This is a genomic window from Cupriavidus sp. 05T313, from assembly GCF_056396665.1.
Map to the genome: position 1 here is coordinate 51822 of NZ_JBFTLX010000014.1, position 23274 is coordinate 75095.

16 protein-coding genes and 3 pseudogenes are annotated in these 23274 nt (G+C 65.3%); 2 read left to right on the forward strand and 17 right to left on the reverse strand.

Annotated elements, in window-relative coordinates:
- Positions 1-148 precede the first annotated feature (148 nt).
- Positions 149-2233, forward strand: a complete 2085-nt coding sequence (locus AC1DKD_RS05645; protein ID WP_441627681.1) for a putative bifunctional diguanylate cyclase/phosphodiesterase — start codon at positions 149-151, stop codon at positions 2231-2233.
- A 40-nt stretch (positions 2234-2273) separates the two neighbouring features.
- On the opposite strand, the gene AC1DKD_RS05650 is transcribed toward AC1DKD_RS05645, so the two are convergent.
- The 17 genes and pseudogenes from AC1DKD_RS05650 to tssB all read right to left on the reverse strand — a co-directional run bounded on the left by AC1DKD_RS05650 (position 2274) and on the right by tssB (position 22473).
- Positions 2274-2948 (reverse strand): MlaC/ttg2D family ABC transporter substrate-binding protein, encoded by a 675-nt coding sequence (locus tag AC1DKD_RS05650; protein ID WP_441627683.1) that lies wholly within the window; start codon positions 2946-2948, stop codon positions 2274-2276.
- A gap of 121 nt (positions 2949-3069) precedes the next feature.
- Positions 3070-3911: pseudogene (locus AC1DKD_RS05655) on the reverse strand (aminotransferase class V-fold PLP-dependent enzyme).
- On the reverse strand, positions 3911-5107 hold the full coding sequence (gene aepY / locus AC1DKD_RS05660) for a phosphonopyruvate decarboxylase (protein ID WP_477102711.1): 1197 nt from the start codon (positions 5105-5107) through the stop codon (positions 3911-3913). Before aepY ends, AC1DKD_RS05655 begins: the two are co-directional and overlap by 1 nt.
- Positions 5104-6810 carry a phosphoenolpyruvate mutase gene (gene aepX, locus AC1DKD_RS05665; protein WP_477143060.1) on the reverse strand — a complete coding sequence of 569 codons (1707 nt, stop codon included), beginning with the start codon at positions 6808-6810 and terminating at the stop codon, positions 5104-5106. The genes aepY and aepX overlap by 4 nt, the downstream gene beginning before the upstream one ends.
- Positions 6807-7571 (reverse strand): phosphocholine cytidylyltransferase family protein, encoded by a 765-nt coding sequence (locus AC1DKD_RS05670; RefSeq protein WP_441627691.1) that lies wholly within the window; start codon positions 7569-7571, stop codon positions 6807-6809. Before AC1DKD_RS05670 ends, aepX begins: the two co-directional genes overlap by 4 nt.
- Positions 7572-7701: 130 nt before the next feature.
- Complete coding sequence (locus tag AC1DKD_RS05675; RefSeq protein WP_441627693.1) at positions 7702-8727, reverse strand: flippase-like domain-containing protein; 1026 nt, start codon at positions 8725-8727, stop codon at positions 7702-7704.
- Complete coding sequence (locus tag AC1DKD_RS05680) at positions 8724-9566, reverse strand: HalD/BesD family halogenase (RefSeq protein ID WP_477143061.1); 843 nt, start codon at positions 9564-9566, stop codon at positions 8724-8726. Before AC1DKD_RS05680 ends, AC1DKD_RS05675 begins: the two co-directional genes overlap by 4 nt.
- A 9-nt stretch (positions 9567-9575) precedes the next feature.
- Positions 9576-10250 (reverse strand): CDP-alcohol phosphatidyltransferase family protein, encoded by a 675-nt coding sequence (locus tag AC1DKD_RS05685; RefSeq protein ID WP_477143062.1) that lies wholly within the window; start codon positions 10248-10250, stop codon positions 9576-9578.
- Positions 10251-10975: 725 nt separating this feature from the next.
- A pseudogene (locus tag AC1DKD_RS05690) lies at positions 10976-12565 on the reverse strand (transglycosylase domain-containing protein); the annotation flags it as partial.
- A gap of 230 nt (positions 12566-12795) precedes the next feature.
- On the reverse strand, positions 12796-13230 hold the full coding sequence (gene tssE, locus AC1DKD_RS05695; protein ID WP_477143063.1) for a type VI secretion system baseplate subunit TssE: 435 nt from the start codon (positions 13228-13230) through the stop codon (positions 12796-12798).
- Positions 13227-15941 carry a type VI secretion system ATPase TssH gene (gene tssH, locus AC1DKD_RS05700; RefSeq protein ID WP_477102713.1) on the reverse strand — a complete coding sequence of 905 codons (2715 nt, stop codon included), beginning with the start codon at positions 15939-15941 and terminating at the stop codon, positions 13227-13229. The genes tssE and tssH overlap by 4 nt, the downstream gene beginning before the upstream one ends.
- Before the next feature lie 101 nt (positions 15942-16042).
- Positions 16043-16528 carry an Hcp family type VI secretion system effector gene (locus tag AC1DKD_RS05705; RefSeq protein ID WP_477143064.1) on the reverse strand — a complete coding sequence of 162 codons (486 nt, stop codon included), beginning with the start codon at positions 16526-16528 and terminating at the stop codon, positions 16043-16045.
- Positions 16529-16543: 15 nt separating this feature from the next.
- Positions 16544-18259: an OmpA family protein gene (locus tag AC1DKD_RS05710; RefSeq protein WP_441627705.1), complete on the reverse strand. Its 1716-nt coding sequence runs from the start codon at positions 18257-18259 to the stop codon at positions 16544-16546.
- A 10-nt stretch (positions 18260-18269) separates the two neighbouring features.
- On the reverse strand, positions 18270-18920 hold the full coding sequence (locus AC1DKD_RS05715) for a DotU family type IV/VI secretion system protein (RefSeq protein WP_441627707.1): 651 nt from the start codon (positions 18918-18920) through the stop codon (positions 18270-18272).
- Complete coding sequence (tssK, locus tag AC1DKD_RS05720) at positions 18917-20263, reverse strand: type VI secretion system baseplate subunit TssK (RefSeq protein ID WP_477102716.1); 1347 nt, start codon at positions 20261-20263, stop codon at positions 18917-18919. Before tssK ends, AC1DKD_RS05715 begins: the two co-directional genes overlap by 4 nt.
- A 120-nt stretch (positions 20264-20383) precedes the next feature.
- Positions 20384-21931 (reverse strand): type VI secretion system contractile sheath large subunit, encoded by a 1548-nt coding sequence (tssC, locus tag AC1DKD_RS05725; protein ID WP_441627711.1) that lies wholly within the window; start codon positions 21929-21931, stop codon positions 20384-20386.
- A gap of 26 nt (positions 21932-21957) precedes the next feature.
- Positions 21958-22473, reverse strand: coding sequence for a type VI secretion system contractile sheath small subunit (gene tssB / locus AC1DKD_RS05730; protein WP_441627713.1), 516 nt, complete (start codon positions 22471-22473; stop codon positions 21958-21960).
- Between the two features lie 237 nt (positions 22474-22710).
- Between tssB and AC1DKD_RS05735 the strand changes: the two are divergent.
- Positions 22711-22971: pseudogene (locus AC1DKD_RS05735) on the forward strand (type VI secretion system tip protein VgrG); the annotation flags it as partial.
- Positions 22972-23274: the final 303 nt, after the last annotated feature.

The following is a 23274-nucleotide window of genomic DNA, read 5'->3' on the forward strand; positions in this document are numbered from 1 at the left end:
CCATTTTTCAAGCCCTACCTAAATTTGCCAGTTAACATGTCGTTATGAGCGGCGAACTGGCGCTTTCTCTACCATGCACCCGTGCGGGTGCAAATCAGGCGAAATCCAGGCAAATCAAAGTCAACGTCTAGAAAGAGAAAGGGCCTCAATGCTTGCCGGCAGCCACAACAGTTCGCTCGTACTGATCTCGCTGCTTGTCGCGATCCTGGCCTCATACACCGCTCTTGACATGGCAGGGCGCATTGCCACGGCTCAGGGCCGCGCGGCATATTGGTGGCTGGCCGGCGGCGCATGCGCGATGGGAATCGGCATCTGGTCGATGCACTTTATCGCCATGCTGGCATTCCACCTGCCGATCCCGCTCGGATACGACCTGCCGATCACCGGGGTCTCGCTGCTGATCGCCATCGCGTCGTCGGCGCTTGCGCTCTGGCTCGTGGGCCGGGAAACCTTGCCGTGGCGGCGCCTGGCCGGTGGCGCCTTGCTCATCGGCGCGGGCATCGCCGGCATGCACTACACGGGCATGGCCGCGCTGCAGATGTCGCCGGGCATCCGCTACATCCCGTCCTTGTTCATCCTGTCCATCGTGGTCGCGATCCTGGCCTCCGGCGCGGCACTGTGGATCGCATTCAACCTGCGGCGCGAGTCGATCTGGGTGCGGCCCCTGCGCGCGGGTGCGGCGGTGATCATGGGCTTTGCCATCGTCGGGATGCATTACACCGGCATGGCGGCGGCGGAGTTCCCGCTCGGCAGCGTTTGCGGCGCGGCGCGCGACGGGATGGATTCGGGATGGCTGGCAGTGGTGATCATCATCGTCACGCTGGCGGTGCTTGCCATCGCCCTGATCACCTCGGTGCTCGACGTGCGCATGGAGGCCCGCACCGCAATGCTGGCGCTATCGCTGGCTGAGGCCAACCAGGAACTGACCTACCTGGCGCTGCACGACAACCTGACAAAACTGCCCAACCGGGTGCTGCTGGAAGACCGGCTCGACCGGGCGATCCAGGAAGCCGAGCAGAAGACCACCCGCTTCGCCCTGATGTTCATGGACCTGGACGGCTTCAAGGCGGTGAACGACGCCTATGGCCATCCCGTTGGCGACCAGTTGCTGGTCGAAGTTGCGCGGCGCATCGGGGCCGCCGTGGGCGCGCAGGACACCATTGCCAGGCTGGGCGGCGACGAGTTCGTGCTGCTGGCCAGCGTCGGCGAGCCGGCGGACGCGGCAACCCTCGCCGAAAAGGTGTTGACGGTCATTCGCGAACCCTTCCAGGTTGCCGGCCGCGAGTTGCGCGTCTCCACCAGCATCGGCATTGCCATGTACCCCGGCGACGGCACCCTACAGCACGACTTGCTGACCAACGCCGACGCGGCGATGTATCACGCGAAAGCGCTGGGCCGCAATACCATCTGCTTTTTCGAAGCGTCGATGAACGCCAACGTGCACGAGCAGCTGCAACTGGTGCAGGACCTGCGCCTGGCACTGGAGCGTAGGGAGCTGATCCTGCAATACCAGCCCAAGCTCACCGCGCCCAGCGGGCCGGTGGTCGGCGTGGAAGCGCTGGTGCGCTGGGCGCATCCCACCCGCGGCCTGATTGCTCCGGACCAGTTCATTCCCCAGGCCGAAAAGACCGGCCTGATCGTGCCGATGGGGAACTGGGTCCTGGACGAAGCCTGCCGGCAGATGCGGGAGTGGCGCGATGCGGGCCATCCGCATTGGAGCGTGGCAGTCAACCTGTCGGCCCTGCAGTTCCGGCATGCCAGCCTGATCAAGACAGTGCGGGATACCCTGGCGCGGCACGGGCTGGAGCCAGGCTGTCTGACGCTCGAAGTCACCGAATCGACAGCGATGCGCGACGCCGATGCCAGCCTGCAGATCCTAAAGCAGCTTCACGACATGGGCGTGCGCATCTCGATCGACGACTTCGGCACCGGTTATTCCAGCCTGCTTTACCTCAAGCGGCTCCCGGCCAGCGAGCTGAAGATCGATCGCGGCTTTATCCGGGATCTCGCCCGCGATACGGAAGATGCGGCGATCGTCTCGGCCATCGTGGCGCTTGGCCGCACGCTGAACCTGGACATCGTCGCGGAAGGGGTGGAGACGGCCAAGCAGCAGGAATTCCTGACGCGGCTGGGCTGCGATTCGCTACAGGGCTTCCTGCTGGGACGGCCGATGTCGGCGGAGACGCTGATCGCATCGCTCGCCGGCGACGATAAGCTGGCGGACGCCGCGTAGCCGCCAAAGCGCATAACCACATAGAGGCCAGCAGCAAGCCTCAGGCCGCGTTGTGGCTCGTCAGGTACTTGACCAGGCCATCGATGCCGCTGCGCGCCACGATGTCGGCGAACTGCTGCCGGTAGATCTCGATCAGCCAGGCACCGCTCATATTGATGTCGTAGATGGCCCAGCCCGCGGGGCCGCGCTGCAGGCGGTAATCGATCTGCACCTCGTCCCCTTTGTTGATCATGCTGGTCTCCACCACCACGTCATTGCCGCTGGTACGTGGCGGCTTATAGCGGAACTTCAGCGCCTGATCACGCACTTGCGACAGGGACAAGGCGTAGCTGCGTACGAGCAACGTCTCGAACTGCTCGTAAAGTTGCTTTTGCTGCTCAGGCGAGGCGTTACGCCAAGCGTTTCCCACGGCAAGCCGCGTGGTGCGCCGGAAATCGGTATAAGGCAGGAACTGCTTGCGCACCACGGCCGTGATCTTGTCGAGATCGCCGCTGCGGGTGTCGGGATTGGCCTGGATGGTGCCCAGCACGCCTTCGACGGCGGCGCGGACCATGCGGTCCGGCGAGGAGCGGTCGACGCCGGCGGCGGCGGGCGCCGCGTCGGGGCCGGCCGCCGAGGCGCTCCCCGGCACGGCTGCGCCGAGGACAAGCACAGCCAGGACTGCAACGGCTGTGCCACCGGAACTGGCAAGGGCAAGGCGGAAATGGCGATGCATCGCAATGCTCCTCCGCAAGGATTGGCTGGATGCGGCTGCGCCGCATCCATTACCCCATGCTAGTGCTTTGCCCGCAAAAACAAAATGGCGATCACAAATGACGATGACGCCGGGGGCGCGATTACTGCGTCAGGTCCTTAAAGCCCTGCAGCAAGCGATCGATGTCATCCAGCTGGATATTCCCCATCGTGGAAATACGGAACAGCTCCGCCGAGAGCCCGCCCTGCCCCGCGTAAATGACAAAACCGCGTTCCTTCAGGCCATCATGCAACTGCGCGTACGTCAGGCCGGCCGGCAAACGGTAGGCACGCAGCACCACGGAGGACTGCTCCGACGCCCACAGGGCCGGCATGCCCAGGGCCTCCAGCCCGGCGCGCGCGCGTTCCGCCAGCGCCGCATAGCGCGCGTGGCGGGCGCGCCAGCCGCCCTCGTCCGCCAGTTCGCGCAAGGCTTCCACCAGTGCGTAATAGGCATGCACGGAGGGCGTGAACGGCGTATTGCGCTGGTCCTGCAGCCGCGCCAGCCGCCCCAGATCCAGGTAGTAAGTCCGGCTGGCGGCTTGCTCCAGCGCGTTGCGCCGCACAATGACGAAAGACGCGCCGGGCACGCCATGCAGGCATTTGTTGGCCGTGGCCGCCACCGCCGCAATGCTGCCGCCAAAATCGATCGCTTCGGCGCCGAAGCTGCTCACGCCATCGACCAGCAGCCTCACATCGCGCGCGCTGCACAGTGCGTCGAGGGCACCAGCGCGGCGATCATGCTTTCCACCGCCGCCGTGCCGGAACCCGTCATCAGCACCGCGGCCCATTCGGCCGGATCCAGTTCATAGATATCGAGCAGCCGCGCGCGCGCCTCGTCCTGCAGGTCGAAGAACTCGCTTTCGCGATGGCACAGGTCCGGCTGCAACAGGCTCTGGCGCACACGCGCCGACAAGGTCACGGGGCCCGGGTTGAGTAGCAGCATTACTTCTCTCCTTGGTCGGCGCCTTGATCGGCGCCAATATGGCGCGCGAGGCGCGTCTTCACATCGACAGGGGTAATGGTCGGGCGCGGCAGGCCGTCCGGCGTGCCGGCGCGGATCGAAAGCGCCACGAAACGCGGCCCGGCAGCGGGCTCTTGCACCGCGGCAGAGAGTGCCTGGTCGAGCGTGCCGAGCCGATCGCCTTCTACCGCCGAGGCATAGCCGCAAGCGGCCGCCACGCCGGCGAACGAGACGTTGGGCGACACGGTCGCCTGTCCGCCCGTGGAGTCATGGGCGCCGTTGTCGAGCAGCACGTGCGTGAGGTTAGACGGGCCATAGGCGCCGAGCGTGGCGAACACACCCATGCGCATCAGCGCCGCGCCGTCGCCGTCGACGGCCACCACGTTCAGGTCCGGACGCACGAGGGCAAGGCCCAGTGCGAACGGCGTCAGGCAACCCATCGAGCCCACCATGTACAACTGGTTGGCGCGGTCATCCAGCGCGTAGAGTTCGCGTCCGCAGAAGCCGGTCGATGCCAGCACCACGTTCTTGCCGGGGGGCGTATGCGCGATCACGCGCTGCAGGGCTTCGCGGCGCGTGGGCAAGCCGTCCTGCGAAGCGCCCGGCGCTGGCGAAACCGGCGTGCATCTGGGGCGCGGCGCGGGCCGCTCCTGCTGCTTCAACTCATAGGGCGCGACACTGCCCTTCTGCATCACCAGCGCGTACGGACGGCCCGTGGCGTCCATATGCGCCACCGCGCGGTCCAGCGCCGGGCCCACCTCGGCCGCATCGGTCGGGAAGGTTTCCCATGGGATCTCCATGGTGTCGAGCATGGCCGGCGTGACCGGCCCCATCAGCGCGTGCTGCGGCTCATCGGCAACGCCGGGTTGCCCGCGCCAGGTGACGATCAGCAACTGCGGCAGGCGAAAGGTCCAGGTGAGCGAGGTCAGCGGRCTCACCGCGTTGCCCAGGCCGGAGTTCTGCATCATGGTGATGCCGCGCCGCCCACCCTGCGCGCCCAGCGTCACGCCGGCGATCAGTGCCACCGCATCGCCTTCGTTCGCCGCCGATACGTAATGCAGCGACGGATCCTGCAGCACGTAGTTGATAAACGGCGTCAGGTACGAGCACGGCACTCCGGCATACCAGTCGAAGCCGCGCGCGCGCGCGGCTTCGACAAACTGTGCCGCTTCGATCATCGGGCTTCCTCTGCATCCGTGCCGCCAACCGCGAACGGCGTCTGCGTGTGCGCGAAATCGCCGGCGCGGCGGAAGTCGTCGAGATCGTTTACGCCGCGCCAGTGGCCATGCACGTACTTCACTTCGATTTCTTCGCCGGCCGCGACCAGCGCGTTGAGCAGCGCGGGCATGTCCAGCGTGTTGAAATCGTCGCGCGTGCGCAACTCGGCGATCAGCTTTTGCAGACGCTCGCGCCCCTCGCCACGCACGTTCAGCAGACCGATCCAGCGGCCGTGCGGCGCCTGCGCCTGCCCGGCGGCCGGCTCCTGGCCCTTGCTGGACACGTGGCGCAGCAGGACCTTCTGGCCGAACAGGTCGCGGTCGTCCGCCGCGGAGCAATACGCGAAGTCGCGCACGCTCTGGTTCGACTCGGTGGTCAGCGAGGAGTCGACGACGACGCTGAACGGCGCATCGCTCTCCAGCAGGTCGCGCAGGATATAGCTGCGGAACAGCAGGTCGCCGTAGGCGATCACGGTGTCGGTATGCAAGCCATCGGCCGCGCACGCCAGCGAGGCCAGTTCGCCGGTCTGCGCGTACTGCTCGTTGAGCACCAGCTTGATGCCCGCCGTGTCGATGGCCTTGGCCTGGTAGCCGCCGACCACGGTGATATCGTTGATCGACTGCTTCTTGAAGGCATCCACCAGCCAGCGCAGCAGCGGCTTGCCGGCCACCGGCAGCATCACCTTCGGCCGGTCCTCCGTGAGAGGCTCAAGCCCGGTGCCGCGGCTGGCCGCCAGCACCACCGCCGCGCCAGGCGCTTGCGAGCCGGACAGGTACATCTTCTCGGCGGCCGAGTATTCGTCGGCATCCTGCAGGCGGAAGATCTCGTTGACGGAGGCGATGCGGTCTTCGACGTTGACCAGCGTTTCGCTGTCGTGGATTTCCTTGGCCACGGCCTGCATCGACGAGGCCGCCACGCGGATCAGGTGGTTGGCCCAGATCACCACGCTGATGCCGGCCTTGCGGAAGACGTCGGTCGGCGTGCTGTAATACTTGGTCGGCACGATCACCAGCGGGCCACGGCCAGCCCACTCGCGCGCGAACGCCAGGATCTCGTCGGGGCGCGACAGCTTGCTGTGGATCAGGATGGCGTCGGCGCCCGCCTGGCGATAGGCTTCGGCGCGGCGCAGGGCTTCGTCCATGCCCCAGCCGGCGATCAGGGCTTCCACGCGGGCAACGATGGAGAAGTTGTCGTCCGACTGCGAATCCTTGCCGGCCTTGATCTTGCCGCAGAACTCGTCGATCTCGGCGAGCGGCTGGCGCTCTCCATCGATAAAGCTGTTGGTCTTGGGGAACTGCTTGTCCTCGATGCAGACGCCGGCAATGCCGCGCTGCTCGAGTTTGCGCACCAGGCGGCGCACGTTGTTGAAGTTGCCGTAGCCGGTGTCGCCGTCCAGCAGGATCGGCAGGTCGCTGGCATCGGCCATGAATTCSAGCKTATCGACGACCTGGGTCCAGCTGGCCTCGTTGTTGTCGCGTACGCCGTACTGGGCCGAGATGGCCAGGCCGGAACCCCAGATGGCCTTGAAACCGGCTTCGCGCACGATCCGGGCGGACAGCCCGTTGTGCGCTTCCATCATGAATTCCAGCTCGTTGCCAACGATCATCTGGCGCAGGCGTGCAGTGCGCGTGGCAGTCGAGAAAATCGGGTCAATCGCGTTCACTGTGCTACTCCCACAATCGGCTGAAGTTCAGGCAGGACTTCGTCGCGCGCACGCGCGACGTCGTTCGGGAAATCGATCTCGATCCACGGAGCGCCGCTCACATCGGCGATATCGAACACATGGCCGCCTTCGAGCAGCAGGTCGCGCACCGCTTCTTCGTGCGGCATGTTCGAGCGGCCGCTGTCGACATAGCCCTGGACGATCTGCGCCAGGCGGCGCGCGGTCTGCTCCTGGAAGCGGAAGAACCCGACCGATTCGCCAATGGTGTCGTACTCCAGGCCAACCGCGAGCTGCTTGCGCAGCTCCACCGGAATGCCGTTCTTCACGCACAGCTTGACCGGCTCGTCGCCGGCTTCGAAATCGCGGTCGATCAGCAGGCGGTTGGTGGTGTCGCCGGCCACCAGGGCGCTGAGGATGCGCTCGTCGTACAGCACGTCGGCATCCATCAGCAGGACGTCGCCGCCACGCGTAAGCGCATCGGCCACCGTATGCACGGTCAGCACGCTGCCCAGGTCGTAGCGGGAGTTCAGCACGATTTCCGGGTAGGGGTCGCGCCCGAGCCGGTCGAGCTCGGCTTCCACGTGTCCCGGCTGGAAACCCAGCGCCAGCACGATCTCGTCCACACCCGCCGCATCCAGCATGCGCAGATGCCGCTCCAGCAGGGTGACACCGTCAAAGCGCAGCAGGCACTTCGGGAACTGCTCCCCGGGCTGTTGCTGTAGTCGCAGGCCAAGGCCCGCGGCAAGGATGATTGCTCGCATTCGTTCTCCGCACCCATGCAAATTGCATCAATCAATCGGCAGCGCGTGGCCGGCCCGCTGAATCACTGAAACCGCCTGGTGCCTGGCCTGGCTTGCGCACGCGCCGCGGCGCCGCCAGGTCCTTCACCGTCTATTTCAGGGACTCGGCAGGCATGGCCGCACGCCGCCGCTGGAATTTCCGTTCGCTCAAATGTAAATACAGCAGGCCCGGCGCGCCGAGCCCGATCTCGCGGGCGCGCTTGGCCAGCGACAGCGCCAGCGCCGCCTCGGGCGGCAGGCCGACGATGGGGGCCAGCAGCAGGTAGCCGCCTTCCTGCGCCCCCAGCGAGCCGGGAATGGCAAACGCCGCGCCGCGAATGGCCTGCCCGACGCTCTCCAGCAGCAGGGCGTCGAGCCAGCTGACCGGATGCCCCAGGAAATGCAGCGCCAGCCAGACTTCGCCGGTGCCGACCAGCCAGCCGGCCAGGCTCAGCGCGAAGGTGCCCGCCACCTTGCGGCGGTCGCGGTACATGCCATGCACGGCCGCGTCCACGGCATCGGCACGCATCGTCAACCCGGACCAGTCGCGCTTGCCAAACAGCTTCGACAGCACGCGCAGGACCCGGCCGAACAAACCCCGCTTCTGGATGACGTAGAACGCCACGATGCACAGCGCCAGCACAGCCGTGACAATCAGGGTCGGCGTGCGCAGGTCCGAGAGCGCATCCTGCCCGCCGCGCCCGCCGTGTCCACCGTACAAGGTGAACAGCGCCAGGCCGATAAACGCGAACACCATCTGCGCGAGAGCCTGCATGGTGGTACTGACCGTAATGGCGGCGGCGGCGTCGCGCATGCGCGTGCCGCGCTGCGCCAGGTAGCGCACCATCAGCACCGGCCCGCCGATCTGCCCGGCGGGCAGCAGGCTGTTCACGGACTCGCCCGCCCAACGCGCCAGCAGTGCGTTGCACATGGTGCCGCGCCCGGCCCGGCGGTCGAACAAGACGAAGATGGCGCCGGCGTCCAGCGCCAGYGGCAGCAGGTGGAATGCAGCGACCAGCGCCAGGCCCCAGCCTGCGGACATCAGCGTCGACGCGACGGAGCCGAATCCTTGCCAGGCGAGCAGCGCGACAAACAGCGCCGCGCCGATCGACAGCAGGAAGATGGCGGCACGGGTCATGCGCGGGGTTTCTGGCCTGGCGCCAGTCTCTTGAATACCTGCTTGAAGCCAAAATAGGCGATCGCGTCCTTCATATTGGAGATGAAGCGCAGCCACGGGYGCATGCCCGGATCGGTGACGTACTCAAACGTCAGCGACACCCGCATCTCGTTGGCGCCGGCCGGCGTAATGCGGTGGCGCAGCTTGTCGCCGTCGAAGAACACCAGGCCGCCGGGGGTGGTCTGCACCGAACCGGGCTCGTCGGGCACATCCGCATTGCGGGTGTGCAGTTCGTAATCGAGGCGGCAGGAGGATTCTTCGATCACGCCCAGCAGCAGCGTGTAGCGGCGGCCATCGTAATAAGAGGTGTCGTAATGCCAGCCGATGTGATCGCCGGGACGCGTGTAGTAATAGAGCGCGTAGGCATGCGGGTCGGTGTCCGGGGACAGCAGCAGCTTTTCGCCGCACATCTGCTCCAGCCAGCCGATCAGCGCCTTCGACCGATACAGTTCCGCGATAAACGGGGCAAGTTCGTCGATCGTGTGGCGGCTGACGCTGCCGCCCTGCTTGTGGCCGGGCAGGTAGTTGCGGTTGATCTTGGGCACCAGCGCGCGGGCGCTGGCGACCAGTTGCGCGGTGACTTCCGGCGCCAGGAATTCCTCCAGGTGCAGGAAGGCGTCCTGGCGCTCGAAATCGGCGCGCAGCTTCACGTTGTCCAGCATGGCGGTGCGGCTGGCCACTGCGGACTCGGGATCGGGCGTGCCGGTTGGCGTGGCCGGCTTCGGGCGTGGCGAAACCGTCGCGGCGGCCTGGACGGAAGGTGCGTCCAGCGCGATGTCGTTGGTGGCTTGCTCGCTCATCGGGGTTCCTCAGATCTTCGTCGAAGTCGGAGCCGTGACCGGCCGGGGGCGCCGCATGACGCGCCAGTAGTCGAAGACGACCCATGCCGCGAACAGCGGCGCGCCGATCGACGCCGCCGTCAGGAACGGCGCGATGCCGCTGGTCAGCGTCACCAGCGGGAGCAGGTAAAGCACGTCTTCGGTCTCGAATCCCCCCGCGGAGGCCTGCTTCGTCCCGCTTTTCCCCACGCGCTCTTCGATACGCATGCGAAGAAAGAAGATCAGCGCCACCRCTACGCCAGCCAGCGTGCCTAGCAGCACCGGCGACAGCACCCCGTTGGCGGCCTCGTCCGAAATCGCCACGCCCATGCCGACGAACAGCAGCACCGTAATCAGGGCATCGCTCGCCAGGTCATAAAAATGGCCTATCTTGCTTGATTTTCCGCTAATTCTCGCCAACTCGCCGTCCGTATGGTCAACGAAGTTGGAGATCACGATCAGCAGGGCCCCGTAATTCGTCCACGCATATCCGCCCTGCATCAGGCAGGCAACACCGGCCAGGCCAATCAGCAGCCGCAACGTGGTCAGGTGGTTAGGGGTGATCCAGGAGTCCTTGAGCGGGCGCACAAGCGCGCGCGCCAGACGGGCGTCCCAGGTACGTGGAGCGGGAGGCTCGCCGCGAGAATTCTTTGGATTGTTGTTCATCTGGAAAAAGGTCCACCGGCAGGAAAGCTGTCACACGGCTGGCATACTAGCGCCAGTTCCCGCGCCTTGCATTGCGGGAACTCAGCGGCCAGGCCGGCCGGATCGCTTTACAGGGATACCGCCAGTCAAACCGCTATGGTAAGCGATGTGACCCGCAACGGTACGCGCGCGGTGCCGGATTGACAAGTCCGGGCGCGCTTGCCGGCACTGCGCCGCACCTTCATCGGCTTGCCTGCAAGCAGCCGACTGGCGGCACGGACCAGGCGCCGGCAACAAGATAAACCGGCGCGGATCGCTATGCCTGGCGTCACGGCACATTGCCTTCACTTGCTGGCGCCAGGGCTGCATCCTGCGCGGACGTGGAAGCGCCGGCTGCCGGCATGTCCCGCACACGCGGCGCGCCTGTCAAGGCATCGACAGGCGCACTCACCGGTGAACTTGCGGATACCGGCCCCGGCACGGCATCCGCAAATTCCCGCCCCAAGGGCGCGCTGGCGCCACCGGGCGGCAAGGCCGCTGGCGGTGCCGCCGCGCTGGCCTCCATCGCAGGCGCCGGCTCCGGCGCCTGCGCCGAGTGTGCCGGGCGCCTGGGCGCGGGCGGGGCTTCAGGCTTCGAGGCCGTCCCGAAGAAGCGCTGGTACCAGCCGCGTATGGTCCAGCCCAGCGCCTCGAACAAGCCGGTCTCTTCGTGCTTCACAAAGCGGACGTTCGGGTCGATCACGCGGGCCCGGAGCGAACGCTGGAAGAAGTCGCCCACCACGCACGCCCATGGCGCGGGCCAGCCTGGCCACCTTGGCCGGGCCCACACTCTGCATCAACTGCGCGGTGATCGTGTTCTTGGAATACACCAGGCCGTCGCGCAGGCTCATGGCGCGCCCGCTCGGGGGGCCATCGTCGGAAGGCCGCCAGACCTCGCCGCCGGCCAGGGGGATCTCCACCGCCTGGTCGACGAAGGTATCGTCGGGACTGGCGCCTTGCTCAAACGCCGCGCCATAGACAAACGGCTTGAACGTGGAGCCCGGCTGGCGCTGTGCCTGCTGCACGTGGTCGAAGGCATCCTGGCTGAAATCGCGGCTGCCGACCCAGGCCTTGATCTCGCCGCTGCGCGGGTCCAGCGCGAGGAAACCGGCCTGGATGCGGGTCTTCGACTGCCGCAGCGCCTGCATGAAGACACCGTCGGCCAGCAACTGCTTCATGACTGCCTCGGGGGTCAGCCCGGATTCCCGCGCCGCCCGGTACTCCGGCGTCTCGCGCACGAAGGCCTGCACCAGCTCCTTGTTGGCAGCCCAGCCCGAGCGCGGCGCCCACGCTGCATTCGCTATGCCCTGCAACTGGTTGCCCTGGCGCGCCACGGCCTGGTTGGCCATCGCCTGCAGGCGCGAATCGATGGTGGTGCGTACCACCAGCCCGTCGGTGTAGATGTTGTAGTCGTTGCGGTCCGCCCAGGTGATCAGCCATTTGCGCAGTTGCTGCGCGAAGTGCGGCGCGGGGCCCGGCGGCTCGGTCTGGCGCTCGAAATCGATACGCAGCGGCCGCTTCTTCAGCGCCTCGTACTTGGCAGGATCCAGCTTCTCGTACTTGACCATCTGCGCCAACACGGTATTGCGCCGCTGCACGGCACGCTCGGGATTGATGACCGGGTTGTAGTAGCTGTTGCCCTTGAGCATGCCGATCAGCGTGGCGCTCTCCAGTACGTCCAGCTTGCCGGCGGATTTGTCGAAGTAAGTACGCGCCGCCATCTCGATGCCGTACGCGTTGTACAGGAACGGCACCGTGTTGAGATAGGTCTCGAGGATCTCGTCCTTGGTATAGAGTGCCTCGATCTTCAGCGCGGTAATGGCTTCCTTGAGCTTGCGCGTGAGCGTGGGCGCGCGGCCGATCTCATCGGGGTAGAGATTGCGGGCAAGCTGCTGGGTAATGGTGGAACCACCCTGCCGGTTGCCGGAAAAGGTATGTAGCGCTGCCGACCCCATGCGCCGCCAGTCCAGGCCGAAGTGCTGGTAGAAGCGGTGATCCTCGGTGGCGATCAGCGCTGTCGTCACATTGGGCGAGATGTCGGCCAGCCGGACCCAGTCGCGGTTGGCCCATTTGAACACCGCCAGTTCCTTGCCGTCCGCCGAGAGCACTTGCGCGGGCTGGTCCGACTTGGCCTTGCGGATATCGCTGATGCCCGGCGTGAACGGGATCAACACCAGCACATACAGCAGGAACAGCGCCGGCACGGCAGCCAGCGTCTTGAGGACACCGCGCCGCGTAGGGCGCCGCAGGCGGGCAAGCCGCTCGGCGGCGTGGGTCTTGATCTGGGCCAGGTTCATGAAGCAAGCAACATCGGAGTCACATTCCGGCGCAACACACTGGCACACCGTCGATGGAAAGGCCTGCATCCTACCAAAATCGCTTCAAGCTTCGCAGTGCCGTGTCAAACACCCAGGCCATTTGCTCCTTGGTCAAGCCCTCCTGGACGCATCAACGCCCGGATCGAGAGCCGTAGCGATGTCCAGGCGTGTTTTTCATGATTCCTCCATGACAGGCCGGTGTGGCTAGGTCACTCACGGTCACGTTCGGCCTTCAGCAGCTTGAGGCGCGTCTGTCCATCGGGCGTGAAGTGGGTGCCGAATCGCACCAGCCCGGCCTGATGCAGTTGACAACTCATGGTAAAGCTGAGAAGCATGCCCGGTTCGGTCTCTTCGATCGCGATGCCGATGGATTTCAGCCTCGGCTCGTAGCGCAGCAGCRTCGTTTCGATTTCGCGCTTTAGCGTGTGCGCTGACGCGGGTAGATGCCGGTAGATCCTGGACAGATCGCCAAGCCCATAATCCGGCAAATGCGCCAGGCTGCCGCGACGGCTATTGAGGATGCGCTGGATGTTGTCCTGCACGGACAGGAACGTCTGCGTCGCCACATCGAAATCGTCGACGGCCACGCCATTCGCAAAGTATCCCGTCACCGCTTCAAAGAGGCCCGGCCCGCTCCGTGTCACGCGTCCACCCCGGTTGTCGTTGCCGGCTCCTCGAAGTCCAGGCCAATACCGTCGTCCCCGGAGAACGACAGGCGAATCGATGCCGGTGCCTGCTGGTCCGACATGCGCACCAGCAGCTCACGCGACAGTACCGGCAGGATCTGCTGATCGAGCAGACTGTCGATATTGCGGGCGCCGGAATCGGGCAACAGGCAGGCCCGCACCAGCTCGGCCACCAGCGTGTCGTCGCACCGCAGTGGCACGCCAAAGCGGCGCGCGATGCGGTCAGCCACCTTGCCGAGCTTCATCCGCACGATCAATGCCATGGCGTCGGCCGACAGCGGGCGGTAGGCAATGGTCTGGAAGCGTGCCAGCAGTGCCGGCTGGAAGTGGTCGATCAGCATCGGGCGAATCGCCTCCATCAGCGTCCCGGTGGCGAGCTCGACGCCGGCCGCGGCGGCGGCGTCGGCTGCCGCCAGAATCTGCTCGCTTCCGAGATTCGAGGTCATCAGGATGACGGTATTGCGGAAGTCGATCACCCGGCCTTCGCCGTCGCGCATGAAGCCGCGATCGAATACCTGGTAGAACAAATTCAGTACGTCACGGTGCGCTTTCTCGACCTCGTCGAGCAGGATGACGCTGTAGGGCCGCTGGCGGACCGCCTCGGTCAGGACACCGCCTTCCCCGTAGCCGACATAGCCCGGCGGCGAACCCTTCAGCTGCGAGACGGTGTGGGCTTCCTGGTATTCGGACAGGTTGATGGTGACAAGCGAACGCTCGCCACCGAACATCAGGTCGGCCAACGCGCGCGCCGTTTCGGTCTTGCCCACCCCCGAAGGCCCCGCCAGCAGGAACACGCCCAGCGGCGCCTCCTCGGATTTGAGTCCCGCCTTGGCGGCCCGCAAGCTCTTGCTGAGGGCGGCTAGCGCCTCATCCTGGCCAACCACGATGTGCCCCAAGCGCCTTTCCAGCGCCAGCAAAGTGGCCAGCTCGCTGGACAGCAGGCTGTCGACGGGAACCCCTGTCCAATCGGCAATCACCTGTGCAATGGCGGTCTCGTCCACTTCCGCATGGATCAGCGCGGCCTGACCGTGCTTGGTCAGCATCTCGTAGGCAGCCTGGATCGATGGCGTCAGATCCCGCCGTGCAGACTCGTCGGCAGTGGTTTGCCATTGCGCACGCAATTCGATCAGTGTCTCGGCGGCCCCCTTCTGTTCGGCAAAGGCGCGCTCAAACTGTTCGAGCTCAATGGCGAGCGCAGCGAGCCGGGCATCGATGGCCGCCAGTCGTTTGCCGACATCCGCGCCGATGGCCCCTTGGTCCTGCAGCAAGGCAGTCCGCTCGACCTCCAGCGCCGCGCGTTCCGCCTCGCGGGAGGAGATGGCCACCGGTGTGGCCTCCAGGCTCATGCGCACGCGGGCGGCGGCGGTATCGAGCAGATCGACGGCCTTGTCCGGCAGTTGGCGTCCGGTCAGATAGCGGCGCGACAGCCGCACGGCGGCGCCGATGGCGGCATCGGTGATGTGCACGCCATGGTGCTGCGCATACCGTTCCTTCAGGCCGCGCAGCATCAGGCAAGCGCCATCGTCGTCGGGCTCATCGACCTTGACCATCTGGAAGCGCCGCTCCAGCGCGGCGTCGCGCTCGAAGTACTGCTTGTATTCGGACCACGTCGTCGCCGCGATCGTGCGCAGCTCGCCGCGCGCCAGGGCGGGCTTTAGCAGGTTGGCGGCATCGGCACCGCCTGCGGTGTTGCCCGCACCGATCAGCGTGTGGGCTTCGTCGATGAATAGCAGCACGGGTGTCGGCGATTGCTGCACGGCCTCGATCACGTTCTTGAGGCGTTGCTCGAACTCCCCCTTGACGCCGGCCCCGGCCTGCAGAAGGCCCAGGTCCAGCGTCAGCACGCTGACGTTCTGTATGACAGCCGGGACATCCCCTTCCGCGATTTTGAGCGCAAGGCCTTCGACCAGCGCAGTCTTGCCCACACCAGGTTCGCCAACCAGGATCGGGTTGTTCTTGCGGCGCCGCGCCAGGATGTCGACCATCTGGCGAATCTCGACGTCGCGGCCAAATACCGGATCGATCTTGCCGTCCCGGGCCTTCCGGGTGATGTCGGTCGTGAAGCGGGCCAGCGCCGATGTATCGGCCTGACCGGGCATCGGCCTGGTCGGGGTGGGAGTGACCGGCGCCGGCGACAGCGGGCCGGGAGCCGGCCTGGCCGGCTCGCCAGCGTCGGGAGCGGCTGCCTCGGTCGAGATGTTGTCGAGTTCATGCATCAGCCGCTCGATCTGGATGGCGGATACGCTCAACAGCGCCCAGGCGCCGGGCGCCCGCAGCAGGTGTGGCGTTTCGGCCAGCGCGGCCAGCAGGTGCGCGGAGCGGATCGACGTGGACTCTCCGGGCGCCGGGGCTTCGAGCGATGCGCGCATCCATGCGGCCTCCAGCCACTGGCCGAGGCGTTGTGACAGGCCAGGCTTGCCGCGCAGGTCATGCGGCAGCCGGTCGATGGCGGCGAGCAGCCCGTTCCAGATGCCGTCCACATCGAGTTCATAGCGCCGCAAGATCGCCAGCAGATCGCCGTCGCCCAACTCCAGCAGCTTGATCAGCCAGTGTTCGACCTCGATGTCCCGGTGGGCGCGTGTTTCGCACAGGCGGGCGGCGTCGGTCAGGGCACGGGCGCAATGGTCGTTGAGACGACGCAGAAACGGGGAGAGGTCGCGGGTGGTCATGGAAAAGAAGCGGGACGCGGGGTGAAGAAGGAAGTGCGCGGCCCCCTGCACCGGGTCCGCGCGAGATGGCAGGCCGGCGGTGGACGCCGGCCAGGCGCGTATTAGGAGCGCTCGTTCCAGCTGTCGGCGTGGATGATGTTGCCGTCCTTGTACGACCAGGTGATTTTTTCGTAACGCAGCTCGATGTCTTCGAGGTGGTTGTGCTTCTCAAAGGCCGGATTCTTGATATCCAGCATCTTCGGCGTGACGCCGACCACCTTSACGTTYTCGAGCTTGGTGTTGAAGTACTCYTTYTCCTTGCCGGCGTCRTCGATCTTGTACCACTTGATCTCGACCGACTTCAGGGTCTGGCCGCTGGTGACCGCCTTGTACAGATACGGCGTCGAGGCATCGGTTTCCTTGGTAAAGACGACCGGCTTGTGCACGCGCGTGCCAGTCAGCTTGCCGGTGTTGGAATCCGTGGGAATACTGACGGCGTGATCGAAGGCGACCACCTCGACGCTGCCCTCGCGGCTATTGACCGTGACCGAGCCTTTGATATCGGCGCCGCCATCGTCCATGATCCACATGTATGCGGGAATTGCCATTTCTTCTTTCTCCTTCTACTGGAATGAACAGGCCGGATGGCCCAAAGTTGCCCGATTGGCACGATCGCCGTCGCGGCAATCAGGGATGAGCGTGATCTCGACACGTCGGTTGGCGGCACGCCCCGCTTCGGTGTCGTTGGCGGCTTTGGGACGGGTATCGCCATAGCCTTGAATCGCGAACTGGGTCGGCGGCAAGCCGGCCGCGTCGGCCAGCCAGTCGCGCACTGACGCCGCACGGGCCTCGGAGAGCTTGAGGTTGCTGCCAGGATTGCCTACGGTATCGGTGTGCCCGGCCACCAGCACGCGCTTGTCCGGGTGAGCCTTGATCATCTCCAGCGCGCCGATCAGCACGCGATTCGAGCCGGGGTTGAGAGCCGCGCTKCCGCTCCTGAAGAGCGACAGGCTGTCCAGTTCGATGGTCGATGGCGGCGGTGCCGGCGGTCGATACGCGGCGATCAGGGCATTGAGCGGCGCCAGCAGCCCGGCGCCACGATAGAAGCCCAGGCCAAGGCGCGGCGGTATGCCAACGCGTTCGTATTGATCGAGTTCGTCGCGATCGCGCTTGATGGCCTGCAGTGCATCGACCCGGGCGGCGTCATGCTCCGGTCCGATGGCGCGATAGCGCGCCATATCGCCCACGACGCGCGCCACCAGGGCACGGTTCTGCCAGGCGGAGGCCGCGGCGGCCGCGCAGAAGGCCAGYGCGAGCCAGGCAAAGGCGTGGGCAATGGCGCTCGGTAGCGCCCGACGCACGGGCTGCCGGGCGATTCCCCGGATCAGGGGTTCCGGCAGCGGGTAGCGTGCACGGCGGCCATCCCTGGCGATGCGGGCAAGCGCGGTCGCTTGCTCGATGAAGCGGGCATACAACGAATCCGCGGCAGGGCTGCCCTCGGTGGCGGTCACGCCGAACGCTGCAACGTGCACCCGATGGCTGCCGCGCTGGCTATCGAGCAGCGCAGGGAGCAAGGCGCCACACGCCCAGCGCGCCAGGGCATCGAGCCGTGCGGCGCGGTGCATGCGGGCCTCGCGATCCGTCGGCAGCGCGGCCCGCGCGTGAAGCAGGACGCGTGCGGCAATCTGGGCGGGCAGCGTATCGCCTTGCATCACTTCGGCGCCGGAGATGCCGAACCAGGGGCAATCGTCCGGGGCACCGTTGCTTCGGGTGACTTCTTCCGCGTACACGGCAACGCAGACCGGCAGGTCGTAGCCAACCCCACCGCTGGCCTCGCCGATGGCCGAGCGCCAACGCCGAAGCCCGGCGTTCAGCACGGCCGCGTCGCGGGCCTGGTCGGCGCCGATCAGGTAGGCGATGGCATCCGGACCCTGCCCTTCGCGCCAGCGCTTGAGGGCGTCAGCCACATGTGCAAGCCGGGTCGGGTCATCGACGCGCACCCAGATCGCCGCGTCCGTGATTCGGACCAGATCCTCGCCGAATGCCAGCGGCGGAGCGCCCGATGCGTCCCCAATCGCCAATACCAGCGGTGTATTGCGCCGGATGCCATGGGGCAGCCCATCCAGCGACGCATCGATGGCTTGCAGCACCGGCTGCGCGGCGCGCTGCCGTGCGCGCACCCGGCGCGTGGCAACAATGATCGCCAGAAGCGCCAGCCCGATCGTGAAGGCAGCGAACAGGAGGTTCCATGTCGCCGGCCATGGCGAGCTGAACGCCAGCCAGGCCAGCGCGAGCACTGCGATCCAGCCGAAGAGCGTGCGGTAGGGGTAGCCGGTCACGAATACCCTTTCAGCCGACGAGCCGGGCGATCGCGGTGGCCAGCCACCGGTCCAGCGCAAGGTAGACGAGGCCGGTGCCGGCGCAGGCGCTCACCACCCAGGCGAGCGGCGTCAGATGACCCCGCCATCGGCGCGCGTTGCCGTCTGTCACCAGCACCGGGCCATCCGACTTAAGCCATCCGGCACGATCCAGGCGTTCATCGATAGCGTGCATCAGCGCGACACGTGCGCCGGCGCCCTCCAGCGCGAACCTGCCCTGGAAACCCAGCCCCAATACCGCGTGGAAAACGGCGAGCAGCGGCAGCACTGGCCGCGCCTCACCCAGGCGCCGCTCGATGCGAGCGATGAGCGCTTCCCCGGCATCGTGACTCTGGAACTCCTGCACCTGCAGGGGCTCGCGTTCCCACGCGTCGCGATCTTTTTCGGGCAGCCTGCCCAGCGCGACTTCGTCAAGCAAAGCACATTGCGCATAGATGGCATCCTCGACGACATCGGCGGGCTGGCCGGCCGCCAGGAATTCTTCGCGCAGACGGGAAACCTGTTCGTCGCATTTCGCGCGGAATGCTTCGAAGCCAGTAGGCTGATCGTCATCAGCGAGCGCGGTGACGGTCAGGGCCGTGTCGCGCAAGGCGAGCGGCAAAATCGAGATGGAGTTCGTCATGCAGGCAAAACCGCGTAGAGTTCAAGTGATACGTCCGGCAGCGACGCAGGAACGTAGAACTGACAGGCGCGCGCGGCCAGCATGCGCCTGAACGCCGGGTGCGCGCTATCAAGCGCAAAATACTGGTTCTCGATGCGCACGGGGATGGCTGCAGGCACGCGCGACATCGCGCGCAGCGGGATGCCGGGCAGCGCGGAGTTGACGATCTGCTCCACCTCGTCAGGCGCGCCCGCCTTGCACAGGCGCGGCAACTGTTCGAGCAGCGCGTGAGCGGGAAGTCCCGCCTGGACGGACAGGTAGTATTCGGCGCCTTCGACCAGGCGCTCGTCGAGGATCTTGCCGACCCAGACGGTGGGCCGTAGGCGTTCCAGCGCAACGGGTACCACCCGTGACGGGATCACCGTGTCGAGCAGGGTACGAATCAGCGACTCCAGTTCCTCGAACACGGGCTCCGGCGCGAGGTGGTCGTAAGGCGGGATGGCCTGCAGGGTCTCCGTGGTGGAAAACGTCAGCAGCGATCCGGCCAGACGGGCAAGGATGCCGTAGAGCCGCTCGGGATGCTGCTGCGGCACGGCGCACAGGCGAGCCAGTTCCGGCCACGTACTGTTGACGCTGTGCAGCAGCCAGAACAACGCCACATCGGCAACGGCGTAATCGGCGATCTGGTCGGATCGTTCGCGGCGGCGCACCGACAGGCTCGCGCTCTTGGCGCTGAGTATTTCGGAGAGCCGCTTCATGCGGCCGGTGAGCCGCTCGCTTGCCGACAGGAAAAGGCAGGGCGGCACAAAGGCCGGATCGGCCTCGAAGCGCCCCTGGGACGTCCGCACCAGCCGAGCGACCGGGCAGGTCACATAGTCATCGTGCGATTCGAAATCGAACATCAGCGCCAGCGCATGCCGCTCAACGCTGATCTCCTCCTTGCCTTCCCCATGCAGGTCGGCGACTTCCAGATATTCGCGCACGAAGCGGCGCGGCCGGGCGGGCCGTTCCCCGGCTTCAATGCAGTTGCCGCCTTGCGCATCGATCAGCGGCAGGCCGATCCCCACGACCACCGCGTCGATGTGCGCCGGCACGTCGGCCAGATCCCGTGCCGCGGGCGTGCGGTCTGCCGTCTCGGTATCGATCACCGTTCCGTCCGGCAGCCGGAGGGCCAGCGAACTGACCACCAGACGGTGAACGGACAGGGCCTGCTGGTCAAGGGCAACGCGCACAGTGCCCCACGGATCGGGGCTGGCAAGGCGCGCGACGTGCTCGTCGGCATACCGGTCCCATTGCGCCTGTTGCTGGAAATGCTGCGGGGTCATGAAAATTCCCTGTGCCCACAGCGGTCTTGTTATCTTCATCGTGATCGGCTGGTACGTGGAAAGGCCCTTTCCGCATGGGAGCGCCGCACGCTGGCTGTCGAGCCAGCGTGCGGCGGCGCTACGTCATGTCAGCGCTACGTCGACACTCACAGTTGCCGGTCAGTTCTTCGCTTTCGGCATCTGCGAAACGAGCGACAAATTGATGTCCATGCCTTCAATCTGGAAGTGCGGCACGATGAAAAGCTTGATGCGGAAGAAACCCGGGTTGTCCTCGATATCCTCGACGACCACCTTGGCCTCCCGCAGCGGATGGGAAGCCTGCAGTTCATCGCCCGGATCGGTCATCTCGGTCACGAGCGTCTTGACCCAGGTGTTCAGCTCCAGCTCCAGCAGGCGGCGGTCCTTGGTGGTACCGATGTTCTCGCGCTGAATCAGCTTCAGGTAGTGGGCAATACGCGAGAGCAGGAAGATATACGGCAGGCGCGCATTGATGCGGCTGTTGGCGGTGGCTTCCTTGGTGTCGTAGAGCGTCGGCTTCTGGGCAGAGTGGGCGGAGAAAAAGCACGCGAAGTCATGATTCTTGTAATAGGACAGCGGGATGAAACCCAGATTGGCGAACTCGAACTCGCGCGTTTCCGGGATCAGCACCTCGGTCGGGATCTTGGCCTGGTTGCCTGTGCCCAGGTCATACAGGTGGATCGGCAGGTCCTCGACCAGGCCGCCGGCCTGCGGACCACGAATCTGTACGCACCAGCCGTTCTTGATGAAGCTCTGCACCATGTTCGCGGCGAACGCGAACGAGGCGTTGGCCCACAGGTAGCGGGTGTGATCCGGGCCCTTGACCGCCTCGGTGTAGTTGAAGGCGCGTACCGGCACGGTTTCCGGGCCATAGGGCAGCCGCGCCAGGAAATTCGGCAGCGTCAGGCCGATATAGCGGGCATCGTCCGACTCGCGGAAGCTCTTCCACTTCAAGTACTCGGCGCGATCGAAGTAGTTGCCGATGTCGCGGATGCTGGCCACCTCTTCCATCGATTCCTTGCCGAAGAAGGCCGGCGAGACCGAGCCGATGAACGGCATATGCGCCGCTGCGGAGACCTTGGAGATGTTGCGCAGCAGCGCGATATCCTGCGGGCCGCGGTCGAACGCGTAGTTCGAGATGATCGAGCCAATCGGCTCGCCACCCGGCGTGTCGTACTCCTGGATGTAGGTGTGCAGGTACAGGCCGCTCTGGATGACCTCGGGCGTGTCCTCGAAATCCTGTCGCAACGCGTCTTTCGAGACATCCAGCACTTCGATCTTGACATTCTTGCGGAAGTCGGTGCGATCAACGAGGAACTTGAGGCCGCGCCAGGCCGATTCGATCTGCTGGAACGTCTCGTTGTGCATGATCGCGTCCAGCTGGCGGCTGATCTGCTGGTCGAGGTGCTCGATATGGAAATCGAGCAAGCTCTTGTCAAGACGGTCCACCTGCTGCGACGAGTCCTGGATCATCTTCAGGAACACGCTTATCGCCTGGGCGACGCGTTCATCCAGCGACGATTCGGAGAGCGCATCGGCGCTCTGGAAGGACTCCACCGGACGCGTGGACTTGACCGGCGTCAGGTTGATCTTCTCGCACAGGGATTCGTAGACGCTCTTGCCCGGCGAGTCCAGGACAACGGTATCTGCTTCGCTATTGCCGCGTGCGGCGATCTCATGCTTGGTCATGGGGTTCACTCCTCAGGGAACGGCGCTTATTGGACGGACGGGGAAGCCGGCGCGGCCTCGCCGATCTTCTGCAGATCGGCGCGCAGGCGCTCGGACAAGGCCGGGTCCTTGAGGATCTTTTCCAGTTCGCGGCGGAACATCGCGTTGTCGAGCAGGTTCGACTTCAGGTCGCGCAGCAGATTGCGGGCGGCCATCAGCGCGCGCAACTCGGGCACCTTCCCGGCGACGACTTCCGGCTTGAAGTCGTCCATCGCGCGGAAGTCCAGATCAACCGGCAGTTCCGTGCCGTCGCCGACCAGCGTGTTCTCGACGGCGATCCGTGCCTTCGGGTTGAAATCGGCGAGGACCGAATTGAAGTTGTTCTTGTTGATGGACACCTTCTCACGCTCGGCAAGCGCCCGCGTGTCCTGACCGTTGCTGTAGTCGCCCATCACCAGCAGCTTGAGCGGCAGTTCAACCTTCTTCTGCGCGCCCCCCGTATGCAGGTCGAGCTTGATATTGACCCGTGCCTTGGGCACTTCGTTCTGGAARCTCTCWGCCATCGCTTGCTCCTTTCTTATATCTGATTTAAACGTTTTCTAATTCTTTCGATAACGATCAGTAAGGCAATCCGGCGCAATTAGTAGCATGGATACCCATTCGATGGATATAGGACCAGTACGAATTTATGTTAAATAAATGTTAAATTTAAAAAACGGCATATAAGGTATTTATGGCATATAAAAAGACGTTTAAAGTCCTGCGTCAGCATCGATCACGCCGACAACGGAGCGGAAACCATGACGGATCCGGATGAACAACGGAGGACATACGGCAGTGCGCCGTTCAAGGGATTGACCGGGCGCCAGGCTTACTTCCTTGAGGTGCCCGGCACGGCCAGCGCCGCCGACCTGTCGGTGGTGTCATTCGAAGCGGTGGAGCGCATGGGTGAGCCCTATACCGTCACCATCCTGCTGACGCACCCCTTGCCGCTTGACCGGGCCGACTATCTCGGCAAGGACGCGACGTTCCTGATCGATCCCGGAGACGGCACCAGGCCTACCGCAACACCTACAAGGCGATCCCGTCCGACCGGCGTTTCCGGCTGCCGCTGCATGAAGAAAAATGGCCGCGGATCCACGGCACGCTGAGCGCGCGCATCACCTCGCCGGGCCAATACAAGTATGCCTACGTCACCAGAAAAACGGCTCGCGAAGGCCATGTCCTGCCGAAAATTCCGTCCTGTAGCCCCACCTTCCATCGTTGGCATTGCAACTAAACGGCGATCCGCAACATCAAATTTCTTTAAATTTCTTCAAAGAATAGGACACGTCCGATTGATCCTCTCCGCACTCACCCAGTAG

Coding starts and splice junctions, on each gene's coding strand:
- tssK (WP_477102716.1), bottom strand. CDS start 20,263: ATGAAGATAACAAGACCGCTGTGGGCACAGGGAATTTTCATGACCCCG.
- tssC (WP_441627711.1), bottom strand. CDS start 21,931: ATGACCAAGCATGAGATCGCCGCACGCGGCAATAGCGAAGCAGATACC.
- AC1DKD_RS05650 (WP_441627683.1), bottom strand. CDS start 2,948: ATGCATCGCCATTTCCGCCTTGCCCTTGCCAGTTCCGGTGGCACAGCC.
- AC1DKD_RS05715 (WP_441627707.1), bottom strand. CDS start 18,920: ATGACGAACTCCATCTCGATTTTGCCGCTCGCCTTGCGCGACACGGCC.
- tssH (WP_477102713.1), bottom strand. CDS start 15,941: ATGACCACCCGCGACCTCTCCCCGTTTCTGCGTCGTCTCAACGACCAT.
- AC1DKD_RS05670 (WP_441627691.1), bottom strand. CDS start 7,571: ATGCGAGCAATCATCCTTGCCGCGGGCCTTGGCCTGCGACTACAGCAA.
- AC1DKD_RS05645 (WP_441627681.1), top strand. CDS start 149: ATGCTTGCCGGCAGCCACAACAGTTCGCTCGTACTGATCTCGCTGCTT.